Source organism: Kitasatospora sp. NPDC057692, assembly GCF_042799475.1.
Lineage (GTDB): Bacteria > Actinomycetota > Actinomycetes > Streptomycetales > Streptomycetaceae > Kitasatospora.
In genome coordinates, this window is the sequence record NZ_JBHVIV010000121.1 from 1 (window position 1) to 20,518 (window position 20,518).

Consider the following 20,518-nt stretch of genomic DNA (forward strand, 5'->3'; position numbering starts at 1 on the left):
GTCGAGGACGACGGTGTCGACGCGGCGGGTGTTCTCCAGGACCTCGGGGCCCTTGATGAGGATGCCGAGCTGGGCGCCGCGGCCGGTGCCGACCAGCAGGGCGGTCGGGGTGGCCAGGCCGAGGGCGCAGGGGCAGGCGATGATCAGCACGGCGACGGCGGCGGTGAAGGCGGCGGTCCAGCCCTCGCCGGTACCGAGCCAGTAGCCGAGGGTGGCCAGGGCGAGGGTGATGACGACCGGCACGAAGACGGCGGAGATCCGGTCGGCGAGCCGCTGGGCGGCGGCCTTGCCGCTCTGCGCGTCCTCGACGAGCTTGGCCATCCGGGCGAGCTGGGTGTCGGCGCCGACCCGGGCGGCCCGGACGACCAGGCGGCCGCCGGCGTTGACGGTGGCGCCGGTGACGGTGTCCCCGACGCCGACCTCGACCGGCACGGACTCGCCGGTGAGCATCGAGGCGTCGACGGCGGAGGCCCCCTCGACCACCACGCCGTCGGTGGCGATCTTCTCGCCGGGGCGGACCACGAACAGCTCACCGACGGTCAGCTCGCCGACCGGGACGCGGACCTCCGTACCGCCGCGCAGCACGGTGACGTCCTTGGCGCCGAGCTGCAGCAGCGCCTTGAGCGCGGCGCCCGCGGTGCGCTTGGAGCGGGCCTCGAAGTACCGGCCGGCCAGGATGAAGGCGGTGACGCCCGCGGCGGCCTCCAGATAGATGTTGGACGAGCCGTCGCTGCGGGCGATGGTGAACTCGAAGCCGTGCCGCATGCCGGGCATCCCGGCGTGGCCGAGGAAGAGCGCCCAGAGCGACCAGAGGAAGGCGGCGCCGGTGCCGAGCGAGACCAGGGTGTCCATGGTCGCCGCGCCGTGCCGGGCGTTGGTCCAGGCGGCCTTGTGGAAGGGCCAGGCCGCGTAGGTGACGACGGGGGCGGCGAGGGTGAGCGAGAGCCACTGCCAGTTGTCGAACTGGAGGGCCGGGACCATCGCCATCGCGATGACGGGGACGGCGAGGGCGAGCGCGGTGATCAGCCGCTGGCGCAGCGGGGCGAGCTCGTCGGCGGGCTCGGCGGGCCCGTCCGCGCCGGCGGCCTCGGCCGAGGCGGGGCGGGGCACCGCGGCGGTGTAGCCGGTGGCCTCGACGGTGGCGATGAGGTCCGCGACCTCGACGGCGCCGGTGACGCTCACCCTGGCCTTCTCGGTGGCGTAGTTGACGGTGGCGGTGACCCCGTCCATGCGGTTGAGCTTCTTCTCGATCCGGGCGGCGCACGAGGCGCAGGTCATGCCGCCGATCTGGAGTTCCACCTCGGTGGAGGCGGGTGCCTGGGTGGTCATCTGGGCTCCTCGTGGGTCGTCGGTGAGGCCGGTGGTTCCGGTGGGGCGGGTTCAGGTCCGGGGCCCGATACCCCCTGGGGGTTCGGGGGAGGTGCTGGGCGGGGGTCGGGCCCCGGGCCCGCCGGGCGGTCAGGCCCGGCCGGTGAGCTCGTAGCCGGCGTCGTCGACGGCGGCACTCAGGGCCGCGTCGTCCAGCTCCGCGGCGGCGGAGACGGTGACCAGGCCGGCCGCGACGTCGACGCGCACGGCGGTGACGCCGGGGAGGGCGGAGACCGCCTTGGTGACGGCCTGCTCGCAGTGGCCGCAGGTCATCCCGGCGACGGCGTAGACGGTGGTGACGGCGAGCGGGTCGACGGTGACGGTCGCGCCGGTGGAGCAGGTGCCGTCGGTGGAGCAGCAGGACATGGGTTCCTCCGTAGGATCGGTGGTGAGCCAGAGATACCCGGTGGGGGTATCGCTCGGCGATGGCTCCTTTATACCCCTGGGGGGTATGCCGCGCAACCCTTCGACCGCGGCGACCCCTCCTTGACTGCATACCCTAGGGGGGTATCTAATCAAGGGCGTCGGAGGGCCGGCTCGACGATCCCGGGCCACCTGACCGATCACCGAGGGAGAACCCATGACCGGCTACCACCACGAGAAGGACCAGGTGCAGCGCAGGCTGCGCCGGGTCGAGGGCCAGATCCGCGGACTGCAGCGGATGGTCGACGCGGACAGCTACTGCATCGAGGTGCTCACCCAGATCTCGGCCGTCACCAAGGCGCTCCAGTCGGTCGCGCTCCAGCTGCTCGACGACCACCTCGGCCACTGCGTCCAGGACGCCATCGCCAAGGGCGGCGCCGACGCGGACGCCAAGGTCACCGAGGCCTCGCAGGCGATCGCCCGCCTGATGCGGGCCTGAGGCGCACCCGGGCCCGCCCCGTCCACCGCCCCCGCCCGCACCGCCGCCCGCACCCCGGTCCGCACCGCCATCCGCACCCACGCCCGCGCCGCAAGGAGTCCGCCATGAACACCGCCCTGAAGATCGCCGCCTTCGCCACCGGGGTGACCACCGCCTTCGGCGCCGCGTACGGCGTCGGCCACCTCACCGGCGACGGCGCGCCCGGCCCTCGCCCCACGGGCGCCGCGCACGCCGGGCACACCCCGGACCCGGCCGGCACCGGCGCGGCCACGGTCGCCGCCGAGCAGCTCCCGGGCGGTCTGCAGGTCTCGGAACGCGGCTACACGCTCGCCCTGGAGAACCCCTTCGTCACCGCCGGCGCCCCGAGCGAACTGCGGTTCCGCATCCTCGGCGCGGACGGCCGGCCGGTCACCGGCTACCGCCCGGCGCACGAGAAGGAACTGCACCTGATCGTCGCCCCGCGCGACCTCGCCACCTTCCAGCACCTGCACCCCGTCCGCGCCGCCGACGGCACCTGGAGCGCGCCCGTCGCCCTGCCGGCCGCCGGGGAGTACCGGGTGTTCGCCGACTTCACCCCGGCCGCCGAGGCCGAGGGCCTGACCCTGGGCGCCGACCTGCACGCCGCCGGCGAGCTGCGCCCGGCCCCGCTGCCGAGCACCGGGCGGACCGTCACCGTCGACGGCTACACGGTGACCCTGGACGGCGAGCTCACCCCGGGCCGGGCCGGGCGGCTGACGCTGAGCGTCGGCCGGGACGGCCGGCCCGTCACCGACCTCCAGCCGTACCTGGGCGCGGCCGGCCACCTGGTCGCGCTGCGCGCCGGCGACCTCGCCTACCTGCACGTCCACCCCGACGGCCACCTGCCCGAGGGCGCCGCCACGGCCGGCGGTCCGGCGATCACCTTCACCACCACGGCGCCCAGCGGCGGCGAGTACCGGCTGTTCCTGGACTTCCAGCACCAGGGCGCGGTGCACACCGCCGCGTTCACCCTCCCGGTCGGCGGCGCCCCGGCGCCCGCTCCGGCCGCGGAGGCCGCCGAGGCCGCCGAGGCCGCCACCCCGCAGGCGCCCGCGCCGACCACCGAACCGGCCACCGAACCGGCCACCGCACCGACCGGCCACGACGGCGCGGGACACCAGCACTGACCCCGCCGCGGACACGCGGAACGGGCCCCGCACCGGAGGAGTTCCTCCGGCACGGGGCCCGTTCGCCGTTCACCGCACTGCGGCCCGCTCAGCCGAAGTAGCCGAGCGCCCCCACCGCGGCCAGGCCGCCGGCGCCCATGAACACCGGCATCAACACCTTCAGCTCCACCCAGCTGCCGGCCCGGAACCGCATGCCCTTCGGCGGCCCGATCGGGTACCAGCGCTTGCGGCCGATCGGGATCGGCCACAGCACCGGGCAGCCCGAGACGGTCAGCGCGTCGCCCAGGCAGTGCACCAGCGCGCCGAGGGTGATCGGCAGGCCGATCCACAGGTACTCCTGCCCCGGCTGGTCGAACAGCCAGAGCGCGCCGTTGCCGGGCCTGTCCAGCACTCCGGTGATCACCCAGGTGCCGGCCGCGCCGAGCAGCCAGACCAGCACGTCGCTGGAGACCCGGGCCTGGCGCCACAGCAGTCCCTCGATCGCCAGCACCATGTGCACGAAGAGCACCGCCAGCACGCCCCACCGTCCGCCGTACACGGTGACGGCCGATGCGCCCGCGCCGCACAGCACCGCCCAGACCCAGGTGTGGGTCAGCGTGCGGTGACCGCCGGAGCGGCGCGGGTCGTGCCGGCTGCGGGTCGCCTTGTAGACGGCGTAGGAGAGGTTGTCGATCACCTCGCAGAGGATCCGCGACACCGGGCCGAACGCCCGGGATATGGTCGCCGCCTTGTGGTCGAGGTCCGGCGCCAGCGCGGCACCCGCGCAGATCAGCGCCCCCGTCAGCAGCACCGGCCAGGGCATCGGTTCACCCATGGCCTCCGCGATCGCCCCCACGCCCAGCCACGCCGCCGCGCCGGACAGCGAATGCGCCGGTCCCATCATCTTCTCGGCTCCCGCCCTCGTCCCGAACCGCCCATCGCGAGGGCTTTTCGCGAGGGCCTGACCGGGCCGCAGCATAGTCGCCCATGATCGAAAACGCCGGAAGCCGTGAATTCACCCGGATGGCGGATGGGATTCGGCGGTGAGGGGGAGGCCGCCGAGCAGGCACGCTGACGCGGCATCACCCCGGAGAAGGGTTTTGCGGCCCGGGCGCGTCGCGAGCGCCCCCGGAGGGGCCCCGGGACCTCAGCCGAGCGGCCCCCGGGGGCCGGGCACGGCCGCCCGCCCTCCCCCGGGAGCGCCGCCCTCCACGGTGCCGGCCTCGGCCGCGCCGCTCCAGCGCGGGCGGGACAGCGTGGTGAGCGCGCGCAGCAGCCACTCCACCGGCCCGTACGGGTGCCGGGCCAGCCACCAGCGGCAGCACACCGCCTGCACCGCGAACAGCGCGACGCCGATCGCCGCCACCCCGGCCGGCGCCACCCGCCCGACCAGCCCGGCCCCCACACCGGTGAACACCAGCACGCAGACCAGCGACTGCGTCAGGTAGTTGGTCAGCGTCATCCGCCCGGGCGGCGCCAGCACCGCCACCAGCCGCCGGCCGTACCGCCCGCGGGCGAGGCGCAGCACGGTGGCCGCGTACGCCGCCGCCAGCAGCGGCGCCGTGACCACGTCCACTCCGAGCGCGAACACCTGGGCGGAGTCGCCGGGGTGGCCGATCGCCGACCAGGTGTAGACGCCCGCGCCGAGCAGGCCCAGCGGGAAGCCCACGGCCTGCAGCCGGCGCAGCGTCCGGTCGTGCCGGGAGAGGTCGCTCAGCGCCCGGTGCCGGCCGGCCGCCAGCCCGAGCAGGAAGGCCGCGAGGGCCGCCGGGGCCTGGAAGAACACCAGCAGGAACAGCACGCTCGGCAGCTGGTCGAGGTGCGCCCCGACCACCGCTCCGAAGCCGCCGCGCAGCGCCTCGGTGGCCCGCTGCGCGTCGGCCGCGGCGGCGGCCGGGTCGCCGCCGTCGGCGCCGCGCAGGGCCAGTGCGAGCAGCAGGTAGGCGGCGGAGGTCACCGTGAACAGCACGACGGCCGTGCGCACCGCGGTGCGCGGCCGGATCCGGTGCAGGGCGAGCAGGATCAGCCCGAGCACCGCGTAGGTGGTGAGGATGTCGCCGGGGAAGAGCAGCACGGCGTGCAGTCCCCCGAGCACGAACAGCCCGGCCAGGCGCCGCAGGAAGCGCGGGGTGAAGCGGGCTCCGCGCCGTTCGGCGGAGTCCAGCTGCAGGGTGAAGCTGTAGCCGAAGAGGAACGAGAACAGCAGGAAGAACTTGGCCTCGAACAGCAGCGCCACCACGGCCCGCACGCCGGTGTCGAGCGGCGAGCCGAAGCCCGGCTCGTCGACGCCGGTGCCGTGGAAGGCGGAGGCGAGGTAGGTGATGTTGACGGTCAGGATGCCGAACAGCGCGAATCCGCGCAGTGCGTCGACGTCGGCGAGCCGCCCCGGACCGGCCCTCCCCCGGTCCGGGGTGGTGGTGGTCGTCGCGGATCGGGTGTGCTCCATGGAATCCCCTCCAGAACTATCGCCATGAGAACTCTCGTTTCGAGAATGAACGTTATATGCTCGATCACGCAAGTTCGAACGAGAGGGGCGCACCACCATGGGAACCACGGACGGGAACGGCGGACCGGCACTGCTGCGCGCGGTGCCGGCCGGGGCCGAGGCGCGGGTCGCCGCGCTGTACTGGGAGGCCTTCGGCCGCAAGCTGGGCCCGGCGCTCGACCCGCCCGAGGCCGGTCGGGCCTTCCTCGCCGAGCACCTCCACCACGACCGCGGCATCGTCGCGGTGCACGAGGGGGAGGTCGTCGGCGTGGCGGGCCACCGGCTCGGCGGGCGCGGCCTGACCGGCGGCGACGTCGGGGACGTGCTCGCCGCGTACGGCCTGTTCCGCGGCCTGCCCCGGCTGGCCGTCCTCGCCCTCTTCGAGCGCACCCCCGCACCGGGCGAACTGGTCATGGACGGCATCGCCGTGGACGCCGGGCGGCGCGGCCTGGGCATCGGCGGGCGGCTGCTCACCGAGGTCGCGGCGGTCGCCGCCGAGCACGGCTGCCACCGCGTCCGGCTCGACGTCATCGACGTCAACCCGCGCGCCCGCGCCCTCTACGAGCGCCACGGCTTCACCGCCACCCGCACCGAGCGGACCCCGTACCTGCGCACGCTGCTGGGCTTCGGCGCGGTCACCACCATGCTCCGCCCGGTCACCCCGGCCGACGCCCGCGCCTGACCGTGCGCCCCGCCGACCGCGGCGGCCCTCGGCGACGGCCCGGCGCCCCGCGACTGGGCGGAGGAACCGCGAACGGAACCCCGCCCGGCCACCCGGCCACCCGGTCATCGGGGCGCGTGCGGGCAGCACGGTAGTCGCCGCCTACAGCGGGACACCGCCGGTCGTGTACCTGTGGGCCATTCAGCAGGCCGACCGTCCGGCGAGGTCGGCCGAGATCCCGGGCCCGTACTCCGACACCGGCACCAGGCTCGCGCTCTTCGGCGGGAACGGCCGCCGGCCGGACGTCACCCGCATCGCCCGGTTCCGGATCCTGGACACCGGCCACCCGGGGAACGTCCGGCAGCCGCCGCACGTCGGGGGGCAGCCGCAGGGCCCGAGCACGGCGGGGACGGCGGGGCCATCCGGCTCGCCCGCTCCGGGCTCACCCCGAGGGGTTCCGGCCGGGTGACGGCGCGCTGCCGCTCGGGCCGCCGTCGAGCCCGCCGGCGCCGCCGGGCGGTCGAAGCGTCCCGATGTCCGCCGACTTCGAGCGGCTCCGCGCGGACCTCTGCACGGTCCGGACGGTCCGCCGCGCCCGGGTCGAGTCGGACCGCGCCTTCACGGACCCGCCGTACGCCGGGCCCCTTCCCCCCGCCCCCGCGCGCCGGTCCGGACGGCCGCCGCCGCCCGGACCGGCGTCGCCGACGGGGCCGTTCAGCCCACGTTCAGCCCAGGTGGGAGCCGTACACGTGGTCGACGGAGAGGACCATGAGGACCCGCCGGTCGGCGACCATGGCGGCCCGGTACTCGTCCCAGTCCGGGTGCTCGCCGGCGGCGCGCCGGTAGTAGTCGACCAGGGCCTCCACGTCCGGCCCGGCGGGGTCGGTCGACGGGCCGAACAGGGTGACCGTGCCCTCGGCGGTGGCCCAGGCCCGCCCGTCGGCGCGGGTGACCTCCAGGGCGGCGCGCGGGTCGCGGCGCAGATTGGCCGTCTTGGCGCGGCCCTCCGCCATCGAGACGTAGAGCCGCTCGGCGGCCCGGTCGTAGTACGGCAGCACGGGCGAGAGCTGGGGGCGCCCGTCGGACTTGAGCGTGGCCAGCACGCCGAGGCGGCTCTCGGCGAGCAGGGCGCGGGGGTCGAAAGTCGTCGTCATGGCGGTCATTCTCCGCCGTCCGGCCCGGCGGGCGGTGCAGGACGGCGGAACTGCTCGACCAGGGCGACGTAGCTCGCGCCGCCCTGCCCGGCCGCCAGCGCGCGACCGGCCAGCGCCCTGAGCAGGTCGGGGAGTTCGGTGCTCACGCCGAGGGCCGCGCTCTCCGCGGCGAGGTGGTCCATCGCGGCGGCGTGGGTCTCCAGGGTGGCGTCGTCGGCCGGGTAGGCTCCGGCGTCGATCTGCCGGGCGTAGTCGGCCAGCCAGCCGGCCACCGTGACCGCCGAGCGGGCGGCGAGCGGGGCGAAGGACGTCGCATCCACGCCCGCCGCGCCGAGCAGCGCGGCGCCGTGCAGGAAGCCGTTCAGCACGCTCCACATCAGCCCCAGCACGGCGGCGTCGTGCAGCGCGGACAGGCCGTGGTCCTCGCCCAGGTGGGTGGTGGCGTCCGGGGCCAGGCTGCGCAGCGCGGGCGCGACGCGCTCGAAGTCGGCCTGGGCGCCGCTGTACACCACCACGGCCTCGGGCGTGCCGATGGCCGGCGGCACGGCCAGGATCGCACCGTCCAGGTACCCGCCGCCCGCGGCGGCCACCCGGGCGGCGTGCTCCCGGGCCCCGGCGGCGGTGCCGGAGGTGAGGTCGACCAGGACGCGGCCGGCGAGCAGGTCCGGGCCCGCGGCGTCGAGGCGGTCGAGCAGGCCGCGCACGGCGGTGTGGTCGGAGACGCAGACCACCACCAGGGCGGCGGCGCCCACCGCCTCCTCGGGCGTGGCGGCGGAGCGGGCTCCCCCCTCGGCGAGTTCGGCGGCCTTCCCCGGAGTGCGGTTCCACACCGTGGTGGGGTGCCCCGCGCGCAGGAACGCCCCGGCCAGGGCGCGTCCCATCAGCCCGAGGCCGAGGACGGCCACGGGAACGTCTTTCGCTGATCCGTTCCGATCGTCGGTCATGGCGCCATCCTGGACCTTCACACCGGTGTGAGAGTCAAGCCGCCGAGGCGAGCTGACGGAGCCTCAGCGCTTCAGATGGGCGAGCACCGCGAGGACGCGCCGGTTGTCGTCGGCGGAGGCCTCGATCCGGAGCTTGGCGAAGATGCTCGCGGTGTGCTTGGCGACGGCGCTCTCGCCGATGTGCAGGGTGTGCATGATCGCGGCGTTGGAGCGGCCCTCGGCCATCAGCCCCAGCACCTCGTGCTCGCGAGGGGTCAGCTCGGCGGTGTTGCCGCGGGCGTCGCTGCGGGCCAGCAGCTTGGCGATCACCTGCGGGTCCATCACCGTGCCGCCGCCCGCGACGGTCCGCACCGCGTCCACGAACTGGGCGGTATGGGTGACCCGGTCCTTGAGCAGGTAGCCGATCGCGCCCTGGCCGCCGGCCAGCAGTTCCTGCGCGTAGAGCTGGTCGACGTACTGGGAGAGGATCAGCACCGGCAGGCCGGGCCGCGAGCGGCGCGCCTCCAGGGTGGCGCGCAGGCCCTCGTCGGTGAAGCTCGGCGGCAGGCGGATGTCGACCACGGCGACGTCCGGCTCCTGCTCGCGCAGCGCGCGCAGCAGGGCCGGTCCGTTGTCGACGGCGGCGACCACGTCGCAGCCGTGCTCCTGGAGGGTGCGGATCAGGCCGTCCCGGAGGAGGAAGAGGTCTTCGGCGAGGACGACGCGCAGGGGATCTCGCAGGGCAGCTCGCACGGTATCTCCAGGGTCACGGTGGTCGGGCCGCCCGGCGGGCTGTCCAGGGCGAGGGTTCCGTCGACGGTGCTCAGCCTGCGCACCACACCGCGCAGGCCGGTGCCCCGGTCCGGGCGGGCGCCGCCGTGCCCGTCGTCCGCGACTACGACCCGCAGCCTGCCGTCCGCGTGCGCCAGGCGGACCGTCACCTCGCGGCCGCCCGAGTGCTTGGCCGCGTTGGCCAGCAGCTCGGCGACGGCGAAGTAGGCGGCGGTCTCGACCGGTGCCGGGAGGCGCCCCGGCAGCTCGGCCGTGACGTGCACGTCGAGGAAGCTGTCCAGCGCGAGGGAGCGGACGGCGTCGCCGAGGCCGCGGTCGGTGAGGATCGGCGGGTGGATGCCGTGGACCAGGTCGCGGAGGTCCTGGAGCGCCCGCGCCGAACCGGCCCGCACCTCCCGCAGGAGCTCCCGGGCGCCGCCCGGATCGGTGTCCAGCATCCGGGTCGCCTCGTCCAGGGCCATGCCGACGGCGACCAGCCTGGCCTGCGCGCCGTCGTGCAGGTCCCGTTCGATGCGCCGCAGTTCGTCCGCCCGGGCGTCCAGCACCTCGGCCCGGGTGTCGGTGAGGTGCTCGATCCGCCGCTCCAGCTCGGTGGTGTACGGCGCGGCGAGCGCACGCAGGCTCCAGCGGGCGTGCAGTTCCAGCGCGGCGGGCGCCAGCCGCAGGCCCGCCCCGGTGAACAGCAGGCCGAGCACGGCGGCGGCGAGCATCGAGGCGGTGGAGTCGACGAGCACGAAGGCGTACCAGTTGTCGGGGCCGAGCCACGGCCAGACGAACGGCTGGACCACCGCGCCGAGCAGTCCGTACGCGACGAGAGCGAGCGGCACCGCGACCAGCATCCCGCCGGTCCACGGCTCCAGCCACGACCACCTGAGGTCCCGCCAGAAACCGTGATCGCCCAGGATGCCCACGGCCCGCCGGCTCCGCGGGCCGGCCGCGGGCAGGGGCTCGGGCGGGCTGATCCTGGTCCCCGTCCAGAGCTCGGTCCAGGAGCGGTAGCGGTCGGACAGCCGGCGCAGCGCCCCCGCCGCGCCCGGCAGCAGCGGCCGGCCCGCCCCGATCGGGAGCAGCGTCAGCGCCCCCACCACCAGGGCACCGACGGCGCTCACCGCGAAGGAGTACAGCGAGAGCCGCTGACAGCGGGCCAGCGCCCGCAGCTGGGCGCGCGCCGGGGGCACCGCCCCCGCGTCGGTCCCTGTCGTCCCGTCCCGCCCCGCCGCCATGCCCGCCCGTCGCTCCGTCACCTCAGCGCGCCCCGTGCCGCGCCGCCGGGATCCTATCCGGCGCGGCCGACAGCGGCCGGTCCAGGTCCGGGTGCGGGTGGTCCGGGTGCGGGTGGCCGGGGAGCGGGTGGTCCGGGTGCGGGTGGCCGGGGAGCGAGCCGCTCCGCCGCCGGGCCCGCAGCAGCCACGGCACCGCTGCCAACAGGCACGCGACGCCGAACAGCACCATGGGCAGCGCCACCCCGTCCTCCTCGTCCATCGTCAGCAGCATGCCCAGGTTGACCAGGGTGTGGAAGCCGCCGGCCAGCAGCAGCCGGTTCGCCCGCACGCCCTCCAGCGCCAGGCCGAGGACGACCGACATCGCCACCGTGCCCAGCAGGAAGCCGGCCGCGTACGCGGGCGGGGCCGCGAACACCTGGACGTGCCAGACGCCCCAGAGCAGGCCCACCACGACCGAGGCGGCGACGGGACCGAGGCGGGTGCGCAGCAGCGGCTGGAGGAAGCACCGCCAGCCGATCTCCTCGCCGCACGCCCCGACCAGCTGGGCCAGCAGGATCAGCGTGAACGGGTGGGCGAGGGAGCGGGGGTCGGTCAGCCGGGCGTCGCCGTCGAGCAGCGCGTAGGCCCCGGCGGCCAGCAGGATGACCAGCGGCGCGGTGAGCAGCAGCAGCAGCCCGGCGCGGCCCGGGCCCGCCCAGGCCGTGTCGGCCCGGGCGGTGTCGGGCCGGGCGGCCTGCGACCAGGCGGTGTCGCTCCGGCCCGCCTCGGACCAGGCGGTGTCGCTCCGCCCGGCCCGCGTGCCGGCGCCCGTCCCGGCCAGCCGCCCGCGGATCCGCTCCGGCCACACCAGCGCCGCCACCAGCACCCCGGCGGCCGGGCCGAACTGGGTGAGCTGGACGACCTCCTCCGGAATCCCGGTCACCGGCTGGAGCGCGCCCAGGGCTCCGGCGGCGGGGAACGCCACGGCGAGGAACAGCGCCGCCTCCGTCTTCCACGCCGCGCGCTGGTCCCGTTCTCCCCGTACTCGCATGTCGTCCGCCTTCCGGTCCGCTCGATCGCGTGCTTCCTTCGACGTCGACTCTTCCGTTCCACGGCCCCCGGGCCATTGCCGGTAGCTGCCCAAGCGGGGTACAGCTAGCTGCACCCCCACGACCGGTGTCCGTCCTGCCATGGAGTGAATTCGTCGATGCGCATCACCGCCCTGACCGATCCTGCTCAGACCTCGTACGGCCGACGGCTCGTCTGGCTCGCGGCCGACGGGGAGGGGAACCCGGTCGGGACCGCCTCCCTGCGCCTGCCCACCGATCCAGGGCAGGACCACCTCGCCGAACTGGCGGTCCGGGTGCACCCGGCGGAACGGCGCAGGGGCGCCGGATCGCGGCTGGTCGACTCCGTGCTGACGACGGCGCGGGCCGAGGGGCGGCGGGCCGTGGTGGCACCGGCGGACGGCGGGACCGCGGGCGAGGCCTTCCTGCTGGCGCACGGGTTCCACCGGGCGCTGACCCTGCGGCACGCGCGGCTGGACCTCACGACGGCCGGCGAGGACGCGGCCGCCGAAGCGGGCCACCCGGACTATCGGTTGGTGTCCTGGGACGGCACCGTGCCCGACGCCCTCGCCGCGTCCTACGCGACCGCGCGGCGGGCGATGGACGACATGCCGACGGGCGAGGTCGACTACGGCACGATGACCTGGGACGTCGAGCGGCTGCGGACGGTGGCCCGGGCCGTCGCGGAGCGCGGCGAGCACCTGCACACGGTGGCGGCCGTCCGGGTGGCCGACGGCTCGATCGCCGGGTTCACCGAGCTGGTCGTCCCGGCCGACGGACTCGGCGACGGTCAGCACTACGGCACCGCCGTCCTGCCGACGCACCGCGGCCGCGGGCTCGCCCGCCGGATGAAGGCCGAGGCGATCCGCGGGGCGCGCGTCCGGTATCCGGGGCTCGCCGGTCTGCTGACCGACACCGCCGAGGACAACTCCCCCATGCGGAGCGTCAACGAGTCGCTGGGCTACCGGCCGACCCACGAGAGCCACCAGTACCAGCGGGTGCTGTAGCGGGCCGGGCGTCCAGCGCCCTCAGCGGTCTCAGCGGTCCCGGTCCCGGCCTCGGCGGCCTAGAGGTCGATCAGTTCGACCGTGACGGCGGCGGTGTCGCCCGGTTCGAGGTCCTCGGCCGTGCGGACGGCGCGCTTGACCGGCAGGACGTAGCAACCGCGGGTGCTGTCCGGGAAGATCGACGTCTGCCAGACGCTGCCGCCGAGCGTGACCCGCACCCGTAGCGAGCCGAAGCCGCGGCGCGGCCCGGCGGCGACGTCGCGGATCTCCTCGGAGGCCTCGACGGGCAGGCTGACGAAGGTCCAGCTGTCGGCGCGCCGGGCGTCCCAGATCCAGAGCTCGGCCTCAAAATCGAACACCACCCGCCCAGCATCGCACGTGCCACCGACAACCCCGCCGTTCACGCGCCACGGGGCGCCCTGGGTGTCCTCCGTCGCGCCCCGTCACATGGGCAGGGAGTGCAGCCGCACGGCGCCCTCGGGGAACTGCGCGCCCTCCCGCAGCGGGAACCACATCGTGCGCAGCGGCATCACCACCGGGCCGGCGGGCTGTTCGACCTCCACGGGCCCCTCCACCGGACGCCAGCCGAGGCGTGCGTAGAGGCCGGCCACGTCGGGGCGGCAGAACAGGATCGCCGTCGACGGACCCAGGGCGCGGGCGCGGGCCAGCGCGCCGTCCACCACCGCGCGGGCGAGGCCGCGCCCGCGCCGGTCGGCGGCGACGGCCACACCGCCCAGCCCGACGAGCTCCGTGTGCCGGCCGCCCGCCGTCACCGGCAGGACCACCAGCCCGGCGTGCGCGACGAGCCGGCCGTCCGGCTCCGCGCGGATCCCGACGTGGTGCTCCTTGGGCCGCCAGGTGAATCCCAGCTCGGCGACCCCGAACGCGTCGGGGGTGTCGCCGAGGATCTCGGACATGTCGTAGTCGTCCAGCGGAACCACGGTGTTCTGAAGATCGGTCATTCCCGCATGCTGCCATCCCGGCCCGTTCACCGGAACGGGCCGGGGGTGGCCTCGGCCGGAGGCGAGCCGGGCCGCCCGCGGCCTGCGGGAGCGGTGGGGCTCCGGGAGGCGGCGGGCGGGCGGGGGAACCGGCGCGGCGTCAGCGGACCACGTCGAAGACCTGCTTCTGCAGGCCGTTGGAGTAGACCGCGTGCTCGACCAGCTTCAGCTTCTGGGCGTCCTTGTCCGTGCCGCTGAACAGGCGCTTGCCCGCGCCGAGCAGCAGCGGGTAGACGAGCAGGTGGTACCGGTCGACGAGGCCGGCGTCGGAGAGGGCCTGGTTGAGGGCCGCGCTGCCGTGGACGATGATCGGGCCGCCCTCGGTCCGCTTCAGGGCGGCGACCTCGTCGAGCGAGCGCAGGATGGTGGTCTCGCCCCAGTTCCCCACCAGGTCGTCCTCGGTGAGGGTGGTGGAGACGACGTACTTCGGCAGCTCCTTGTAGCGGGCGAACTCCGCCATGTCCGGCCACACCGGGCTGAAGGCCTGGTAGCTGACCCGGCCGAGCAGCACGGCGCCGGCCTCCTCCTGCTCCCGGCCCTTGATCTCGAAGGCCTCGGGGACGAACTCGATGTCCTTGAAGGTCCAGCCCGAGTTGCGGTAGCCGGGTTCACCGCCGGGGGCCTCGACGACGCCGTCGAGGGAGATGAACGCGGTGCTGATCAGGGTGCGCATGGTGTTTCCTCGGTGAGCGGTGGTGAATGGTGGGGTGCGGATCGGGCGCGGATCGGGCGCGGGTCAGGCGAGCACGCCGGCCAGCCACTGCTGCCAGGCGGGCTCCGCGTCCTCCTGGTGCGGGCCGAAGAGGTGGTGGAACATCAGGACCAGGCCGGCGCTGTGGTGGAAGGTGTAGAGGCCGTCGGCGGTGCGGGCGGCGAAGCGCTCGGCGTCCGCCCAGACCACCTCGCCCTCCAGCGGCGGCAGTCCGGCCGGCTCGGCGCGCAGCCGCGCGCCGACGGCGGGCGGGAGCGGCAGGGCGAGGGCGTCGGCCAGGGCGGCGCGGAGCTCCTCCGCCGGCCGCCCGGGCACCGACCCGACGGCGAAGACCGGGGTGCCGGTGCGGCCCGGGAAGTGCGCCAGGTACTCGCGCAGGGTGTGCAGGTGGAACGGCCAGCCGCGGCGCAGCGCGTCGTACTCGTCCTCCCAGTCGTCGCCGAGCAGGCCGCAGTGGACGACCCGGAGCGCGGTGGCGGAGCCCGCGCGGCCCTCGATGAGGTACTCGAAGGCCATGAAGCGGCCGTCCTCTGCGGTGGCGGTGCGGGTGGCCAGGCGCCTTCCGGGCTCGTAGGCGGTGATCACCGCGTCCTCGCGGTGGCCGCCGATCTGCATGGCGGCGGTGCCGCCCTCGCGCGGGTCCAGCTCGTTGCGGCCCATGAACCAGGAGTCCAGGCCGGGTCCGGTGGCGATCGCCTCCCAGACCTCGTCCGGGCTCGCCGGCAGGACGGTCTCCAGCTCGATCTCGAACGGGTGGGTCATCGGGAGTTCTCCGGTCCTGGTTCGGGGGCGGTGTCCGGGCCGGCGGCAGGCCCGGGGATCTGGTGGAGGCCGGCGACCACCCGGTGAGTGCGTCCGCCGGGGGCCGACTCGTCGTGGTAGCGGCTGACCAGGACGGCGACCGCCTGGGCGAGCTCGTCGGCGAAGGCGGTGCGGTCGGCCGCCGAGGCGAACCGCACCTGTGCGTCGATGCCGAAGGTGGCGACCCGCCGCCGCGCCCGGGCGGCGCCGGTGAGCAGCGTGCCCACCTCCTGCACCAGCCGGGAGCCCAGCGCCAGCAGCCACCGGGCGGAGAGCTGGTCGGGCGAGCGGGACGGGTCCGGGCTCACGGCGGCCAGCGCGGCGGGCGAGATCACGTAGGAGGCGGCGGTGGCCCGGTACACCCGTTCGGTGACGTTGCCCTTGCGCCGTTCCTCGGCGAGTTCGACCAGTCCGTGCCGCTCCAGCTCCTTCAGGTGGTAGTTGACCTTCTGCCGGGGCAGGTCCAGCCGGGCGGCCAGCATGGCCGCCGAGCCGGGCTCGGCCAGGGCGGCGAGGATCCGGGACCGGATGGGGTCCAGGGACGCCTCGGCAGCGGCGGGGTCTTCGATCACAGCAACGTCGAGCACGCCTCCAGAGTGCTACCGACAAAAAAATTTGTCAAGGAGAAACTTCTTGTCGGTGGCGCGCCGCCCCCGGTCAGCCCTCCGCCCCGGTGGCGCGGGCCTCCAGTTCGGCGTCGGCCCGCCGCGCGACCAGGGCCAGCACCCGGCCGGCGGCGGCGAGGTCCTCGGCTCGGATGCCGGCGTAGAGGCGGGCGGCGATCTCGGCACCCTCGACTCCGGTGCGGTCGGCCAGCGCGCGGCCGGCGCCCGTGAAGCGCAGCCGGGACGCCTCCGCCGGGTCCTCCTCCACCAGCCCGGCGGCCGCCAGCCCGTCGACGACGGCGCGCACGGCCGGCTCGGGGGCCTTCAGCGAGCCGACGACGCCGGCGACGAGCGCGTCCCGGCCGAGCGAGCCGCCGGCGGCGTCGAGGGCGCGCAGCGCGACGCTCTGCTCGAAGGTGAGGCCGTGGCGGGTGAGCACGCCCTCCAGGAGCGCGCGGGAGGCGTAGTGGGCCAGGGCGACGACCCGGCCGTTGACGGCGGGCGCGGTGGTGGGAGGGGTGGGAGGGGTGGTCATGACGGCTCCTTGTCCTGGGCGGTGAAGGGATCGAGGGGGGTGTCGAGCAGGGCCGCCAGCTCGCCCTTCAACCGGCCGGTCCGCGCGCTGTCCTGACCGCCGAGCGGTTCCAGCAGCTGGTCCAACAGCCGCTGGACCACCGCGATTGCGCGACGGGTGACGTCGAGCCCCTCCTCGGTGAGGGCCAGCCGCATGGCCCGCGGGTCACGCGGGTCCCGGGCGCGGGCGAGCAGGCCGGCGGCCTCCAGGCCGCGGGCGAGCTTGGAGACGTACAACGGCTCCAGGCCGGTGCGGTCGGCGAGCTGACGCTGGCTCGGCTGCTCCCCGGAGCTCGTCAGGCCGTACAGCGAGGTCACCAGGACGTACTGGGCGTGCGTCAGCCCCAGCGGCGCGACGGCCCGGTCGACCGCCACCCGCCACTTCATCGACAGCCGCCAGACCAGGGACCCCGCGGTGGCGTGCTCTGCTGCTGAACTCATGGCGGATACCGTACATGGCTACTATGTCCATGGCTACTGTTTTCGCCGGCCGTTCACCCCCGGAAGTCGCCCCCGGAGAACCGCTTCCGAGTCCTGGCGCTTCCTGGAGCGCGGCGGCCGGCACCTGGTCCTCCCGCCGGAGGACGGGGCCGACGACCGACCGGGGCCCACGCGCGTGCGCGAGCCCCGGTCGTGACCGCTTCCGGCCTCAGGCGACGACCTGGACCTTGTCGGCCTGCATGCCCTTCTGGCCCTGGACCGCCTCGAACGTCACCTTCTGACCCTCGACGAGGGACTTGAAGCCGCTCCCCTCGATCGCCCTGAAATGCACGAACAGGTCAGGACCGGACTCCGGGGTGATGAAGCCGTAGCCCTTCTCGTCGTTGAACCACTTCACGGTGCCGTTCTCGCGCTCGGCCATGTCTTCTCCTTGCATGCGGATCACGCTGACCGCGCCAGTCTCTCACGCAGTGGCGCCGGTCGGGCACGAAGCGTAGCGATGGCGTCAGCTGTCCGCGTGCAGGTTCCCGTGGACCCGCAGGTCGGCCTGGATCGCCACCTTGTCGTCACCGGTGTGCAGGATCCAGCCGACGCCCTCGTTGCGGACCGACAGGTGCTTGTTGGCGTTGACCTTCCCGTGGAACAGCGACTCCCCGCTGACCCAGAAGTTGGCGTGGACGGCCACCTTCTCGTCGTTGGTGTGGATGACCCACCCGCCGTCCCCGCGGACCGAGAGGTGCTGGTTGGCGTTGACCTTCCCGTCGAAGACGGCGGCCCCGTGGACGGTGAGGGCGTACTCGCCGGTGGTCGTCAGCTTGCCCCCGACCGTCAGGTCGCTCGCGCTGACCGTGCCGCCGACCTCCAGGTTCCGCAGCGGCCGGACGTCGCCGTGGACGGTGAGGTCACCGCCGACCTCCAGGTTCCGCAGCGGGTGGACGTCGCCGTGCACGGTGAGGTCGCCGTTGGTCGAGAGGTCGCCGCCGACGGAGAGCCTCCGGTGGGCGGAGACCTCCTCCTCGGCCTCCAGGCGGCCGTGGACGATCAGGCGGGACGGGCCCTCCTGCGTCTCCAGCACGTCACCCACCGTCAGCCCGCCCTGGACGGTCAGGCGCTCCTTCACCAGCGCACGGGCGGTGACCAGATCGTCGAGGTCCGCCTTGCCGGCCGCGACCGTCCCCCACTGCCGGTTCCCGGCACCCTGGAAGACGTTCAGCCCGGCCGCCGGGAACTCGATCCACCCCGCGCCGCCGTCCCGGCCCTGCACCCAGGCGGTGTTCACCCCGGTCACGTCGGCCCGGTGGGCGGTGACGGTGCCGGCCTCCTGCTGCGGGCCGTGGAACACGTTCACGCCGCTCTCCGGGAAGCCGATGCCGCCGTCGGCCTCGTTCCGGCCCCGCACCTGCCGCGCCTTCACCGTGTCCGCGTCCACCGTGCCCAGGTCCCGGTTCGGGCCGTGGAACACCTCGATGCCCGTGTCCGGGAAGTCGATCCACCCGGCGCTGTCGGTACGCCCCTGCACCCACTTGGTCTTCACGCTGTCCACGTCGGCCTGGCGGGCGATGAGGGCGCCCGCCTCCTGCTGCGGGCCGTGGAACACGTTGACACCGCGCTCCGGGAAGTCGATCCCGCCGTCGGCCTCGTTCCGGCCCCGCACCTGCCGCGCCTTCACCGTGTCCGCGTCCACCGTGCCCAGGTCCCGCCCCGGACCGTGGAACACCTCGACACCGCTCTCCGGGAAGTCGATCCACCCGTCGGCGTCGCCCCGGCCCCGCACCAGCACCGTCTTCACGCTCTGCACGTCGGCGCTGTCGGCCGCCACCCGGCCCGGGACGTGGCCCTCGCTCCCGACCTTCTGGACCGCCACGCCGTCCTCGGCGAAGGCGACCCGGCCCTTGGCCGCCGTCCCCTCGACCCACAGCGTGCGGGTGCCGCTCTCGAACTCGGGAATGCGGGCGTGGACGGTGGTGGTGAGGAAGTAGCCCGCCCGGGCCTGCCCGGCGTCGGCCGCCGCGGCCACCAGGGTGTAGGTGGTACCGCGCTTCGGAGCCTCGACGTACGGGGAGTAGCCCTCCTGCGTCACCACACCGGCGCGGGACGCCGGAGCGTAGTGGACCTCGGTCCCCGTGGCGTCGAGCACCCAGTAGTCGAGGTTGCTGGGCCCGTCCCACCTCAGGACGAGGCTGTCACCCGCGTCCACGTCCAGCAGGGAGCTCTCCGCACGGAAGTTGCGCGGGGCCTTCGAACTCTGCTTGGCCACGCCCAGGATCGTCGTGTAGTGGCCCGAGCGTTCGGCCGCGACGCTGTCCCCGCCCTCGGACTTCTCGTGGATGGTCAGGCAGACCAGGCCCTCCTTGCCGGAGACGGGGATGTTCTCCAGCTTCAGGATCAGGGCCTCCTCGCGGCGCAGGGTCACCGGCTCGTCGTAGGGGTCCTTCGCCCGGAACCGCGCCTCGCCCTCCCGCGCGAAGGTCGGCGCCACCCGCCACTTCCGCGCACCCGTCTTGCTGATGCTCGCCGTGATCGCCGCAGGATCCTCCGTCAGGTGCTCGGGGTCCTTTCCGACCGGGATCTCGACGTCGATGTACTCCCACTTCACCGGGGCCTGGTGGGTGTTGGAGGCGATCACGTACACCGTCCCGACCGACGGCACCCCGTCGGAGGACACCTGGAGCGATGTCGGATCCGTGACGATCTCGTAGTTCAGCAGAGCGGGCACGATGAGGACTCCCTACCTCGGCGTTTCACACGATGCGGGCAGACGACGCGCAGTGGAGGACCGGTACCGGGGGAATGCGGGGAAGCGATGCCGACGAGCCTTTCGACGGTACGCGCCGACCGGCGGCCCACGAACCGCGATTCCGGGCAGCTGGCCCGAACCCGCCCCACCCTGTCCGGAACCAAGGTCAGGTGAACGGGATGTGACCGTTCGTCAGTTCGCCGGAACGAGCGTTCCGAACCGCGCCGCCGGGCGATGCCCGCGCCGAGCCCGGCATCACCTCGCGCGGCACGCGCCGCGACACCCTCAACGCCTCGGCCGGGGCGAGCGGCGGCTTCCGATCACGCGTGGGAGCTGATCTCGCCGCCGGCGGTGAGGACGATCGGGACGCCGTTGGCGACGGCGCCGACGTCGTGCTGGTTCGCCTCCAGGGTGTCCATCACGGTGTTGTCCAGGCCCAGGATCTCGGTGCGGAAGCGGAGTTCGCCGCCCGCCCGCCGAGGTGACGCCTCGTCACCCCTACTGGGTGGCGTCGCAGTCCTGGCAGCGGCTCACCGCGGAGCGCCGGGTGTTGCCCTCGGTGGCCTGCAGCGGGCTGGAGGCGGAGAGCCGCCGCCAGGCGCCCGGGGCGGGGGCGGGCACCCAGCCGTAGACGGGGGGCCGGACGTCGGCCGGGACGATGTGCGAGCAGCCGGGCAGGTGCGCCTTGCGGCTCGCGTGGATGATGATCGCCGACGGCGGCCAGCCGTCCCACTCGGCGCCGGGCGCTCCCCCGCCGCTCCGCTCGCGCGGGGCGCAGTCCGCGCAGTTGCTCAACTCGTGGCGGCAGTACTCCACAGTCCCTCACTCCGTCAGGCTCGCGCCCGAGTCTAGGGCCACGGACCGGGCACGTAGCGGGGAACTTCCGGAGGGGGCGGGCGGGGCGGGGGCAGGGCCGCCCCGGCCCCCCCCGCCAGGGCGGTGGCGGACACGCCCAGACGGGCGGGGGGCCACCAAGCTAAAAGAACAACGGGTGGGGGGAGGC

Annotated in this window: 23 protein-coding genes; 4 read left to right on the plus strand and 19 right to left on the minus strand. The window is 74.8% G+C overall.

All coding sequences use genetic code 11. The features are described 5' to 3' along the window. The coding region (locus ACFVFS_RS37420; RefSeq protein ID WP_380629460.1) for a heavy metal translocating P-type ATPase at window positions 1–1,329 on the minus strand (1,329 nt) is incomplete at its 3' end. A 129-nt stretch (window positions 1,330–1,458) separates the two neighbouring features. Then, entirely contained in the window at window positions 1,459–1,734 is a 276-nt protein-coding gene (locus ACFVFS_RS37425) for a heavy-metal-associated domain-containing protein (protein WP_380629461.1), read from the minus strand. A gap of 214 nt (window positions 1,735–1,948) precedes the next feature. Between ACFVFS_RS37425 and ACFVFS_RS37430 the strand changes: the two genes are divergently transcribed. Together ACFVFS_RS37430 and ACFVFS_RS37435 are read left to right on the plus strand one after the other, a co-directional pair. Beyond that, window positions 1,949–2,230, plus strand: coding sequence for a metal-sensitive transcriptional regulator (locus tag ACFVFS_RS37430; protein ID WP_380629462.1), 282 nt, complete (start codon window positions 1,949–1,951; stop codon window positions 2,228–2,230). Between the two features lie 104 nt (window positions 2,231–2,334). Beyond that, window positions 2,335–3,375 (plus strand): hypothetical protein, encoded by a 1,041-nt coding sequence (locus tag ACFVFS_RS37435; protein WP_380629464.1) that lies wholly within the window; start codon window positions 2,335–2,337, stop codon window positions 3,373–3,375. An 88-nt stretch (window positions 3,376–3,463) separates the two neighbouring features. Here the strand turns inward: ACFVFS_RS37435 and ACFVFS_RS37440 are convergent, their stop codons facing one another. Next, on the minus strand, window positions 3,464–4,258 hold the full coding sequence (locus tag ACFVFS_RS37440) for a metal-dependent hydrolase (RefSeq protein WP_380629466.1): 795 nt from the start codon (window positions 4,256–4,258) through the stop codon (window positions 3,464–3,466). 243 nt (window positions 4,259–4,501) lie between these two features. Continuing rightward, a complete protein-coding gene (locus tag ACFVFS_RS37445) occupies window positions 4,502–5,800 on the minus strand; it encodes a DUF418 domain-containing protein (RefSeq protein ID WP_380629468.1) in 1,299 nt (432 codons plus the stop codon). 97 nt (window positions 5,801–5,897) lie between these two features. Between ACFVFS_RS37445 and ACFVFS_RS37450 the strand changes: the two genes are divergently transcribed. Beyond that, window positions 5,898–6,521, plus strand: coding sequence for a GNAT family N-acetyltransferase (locus ACFVFS_RS37450; RefSeq protein ID WP_380629470.1), 624 nt, complete (start codon window positions 5,898–5,900; stop codon window positions 6,519–6,521). A gap of 704 nt (window positions 6,522–7,225) precedes the next feature. Here the strand turns inward: ACFVFS_RS37450 and ACFVFS_RS37455 are convergent. The 5 genes from ACFVFS_RS37455 to ACFVFS_RS37475 form a co-directional block, all read right to left on the minus strand. Continuing rightward, window positions 7,226–7,654: a PPOX class F420-dependent oxidoreductase gene (locus tag ACFVFS_RS37455; protein ID WP_380629471.1), complete on the minus strand. Its 429-nt coding sequence runs from the start codon at window positions 7,652–7,654 to the stop codon at window positions 7,226–7,228. A gap of 5 nt (window positions 7,655–7,659) precedes the next feature. After that, window positions 7,660–8,598 carry an NAD(P)-dependent oxidoreductase gene (locus tag ACFVFS_RS37460; protein WP_380629472.1) on the minus strand — a complete coding sequence of 313 codons (939 nt, stop codon included), beginning with the start codon at window positions 8,596–8,598 and terminating at the stop codon, window positions 7,660–7,662. A gap of 63 nt (window positions 8,599–8,661) precedes the next feature. Then, entirely contained in the window at window positions 8,662–9,306 is a 645-nt protein-coding gene (locus ACFVFS_RS37465; RefSeq protein ID WP_380629486.1) for a response regulator, read from the minus strand. After that, window positions 9,258–10,613 carry a sensor histidine kinase gene (locus ACFVFS_RS37470; RefSeq protein ID WP_380629473.1) on the minus strand — a complete coding sequence of 452 codons (1,356 nt, stop codon included), beginning with the start codon at window positions 10,611–10,613 and terminating at the stop codon, window positions 9,258–9,260. The genes ACFVFS_RS37465 and ACFVFS_RS37470 overlap by 49 nt, the downstream gene beginning before the upstream one ends. 1 nt (window position 10,614) lies before the next feature. Continuing rightward, window positions 10,615–11,622: a CPBP family intramembrane glutamic endopeptidase gene (locus ACFVFS_RS37475; protein WP_380629474.1), complete on the minus strand. Its 1,008-nt coding sequence runs from the start codon at window positions 11,620–11,622 to the stop codon at window positions 10,615–10,617. 156 nt (window positions 11,623–11,778) lie between these two features. Here ACFVFS_RS37475 and ACFVFS_RS37480 point away from each other — a divergent pair, with 156 nt between their 5' ends. Beyond that, on the plus strand, window positions 11,779–12,645 hold the full coding sequence (locus tag ACFVFS_RS37480) for a GNAT family N-acetyltransferase (RefSeq protein ID WP_380629475.1): 867 nt from the start codon (window positions 11,779–11,781) through the stop codon (window positions 12,643–12,645). A 59-nt stretch (window positions 12,646–12,704) separates the two neighbouring features. Here ACFVFS_RS37480 and ACFVFS_RS37485 read toward each other — a convergent pair whose 3' ends face one another. The 10 genes from ACFVFS_RS37485 to ACFVFS_RS37530 all read right to left on the minus strand — a co-directional run bounded on the left by ACFVFS_RS37485 (window position 12,705) and on the right by ACFVFS_RS37530 (window position 20,331). Further along, window positions 12,705–13,007, minus strand: a complete 303-nt coding sequence (locus ACFVFS_RS37485) for a DUF1905 domain-containing protein (RefSeq protein WP_380629476.1) — start codon at window positions 13,005–13,007, stop codon at window positions 12,705–12,707. 81 nt (window positions 13,008–13,088) lie between these two features. Beyond that, window positions 13,089–13,607, minus strand: a complete 519-nt coding sequence (locus ACFVFS_RS37490) for a GNAT family N-acetyltransferase (RefSeq protein ID WP_380629477.1) — start codon at window positions 13,605–13,607, stop codon at window positions 13,089–13,091. A gap of 139 nt (window positions 13,608–13,746) precedes the next feature. Continuing rightward, complete coding sequence (locus tag ACFVFS_RS37495; RefSeq protein ID WP_380629479.1) at window positions 13,747–14,319, minus strand: dihydrofolate reductase family protein; 573 nt, start codon at window positions 14,317–14,319, stop codon at window positions 13,747–13,749. Between the two features lie 63 nt (window positions 14,320–14,382). Beyond that, window positions 14,383–15,120 (minus strand): SRPBCC domain-containing protein, encoded by a 738-nt coding sequence (locus tag ACFVFS_RS37500; protein ID WP_380629480.1) that lies wholly within the window; start codon window positions 15,118–15,120, stop codon window positions 14,383–14,385. Further along, complete coding sequence (locus tag ACFVFS_RS37505; protein ID WP_380629481.1) at window positions 15,117–15,746, minus strand: ArsR/SmtB family transcription factor; 630 nt, start codon at window positions 15,744–15,746, stop codon at window positions 15,117–15,119. Before ACFVFS_RS37505 ends, ACFVFS_RS37500 begins: the two co-directional genes overlap by 4 nt. A 70-nt stretch (window positions 15,747–15,816) precedes the next feature. Continuing rightward, entirely contained in the window at window positions 15,817–16,299 is a 483-nt protein-coding gene (locus ACFVFS_RS37510) for a MarR family transcriptional regulator (protein WP_380629482.1), read from the minus strand. Continuing rightward, on the minus strand, window positions 16,296–16,778 hold the full coding sequence (locus ACFVFS_RS37515; protein WP_380629483.1) for a MarR family winged helix-turn-helix transcriptional regulator: 483 nt from the start codon (window positions 16,776–16,778) through the stop codon (window positions 16,296–16,298). Before ACFVFS_RS37515 ends, ACFVFS_RS37510 begins: the two co-directional genes overlap by 4 nt. Before the next feature lie 208 nt (window positions 16,779–16,986). Further along, window positions 16,987–17,199, minus strand: coding sequence for a cold-shock protein (locus ACFVFS_RS37520; RefSeq protein ID WP_350572024.1), 213 nt, complete (start codon window positions 17,197–17,199; stop codon window positions 16,987–16,989). An 84-nt stretch (window positions 17,200–17,283) separates the two neighbouring features. After that, entirely contained in the window at window positions 17,284–19,494 is a 2,211-nt protein-coding gene (locus ACFVFS_RS37525) for a hypothetical protein (RefSeq protein ID WP_380629484.1), read from the minus strand. A 519-nt stretch (window positions 19,495–20,013) separates the two neighbouring features. Continuing rightward, complete coding sequence (locus ACFVFS_RS37530; RefSeq protein ID WP_380629485.1) at window positions 20,014–20,331, minus strand: hypothetical protein; 318 nt, start codon at window positions 20,329–20,331, stop codon at window positions 20,014–20,016. Between the last annotated feature and the right edge of the window lie 187 nt (window positions 20,332–20,518).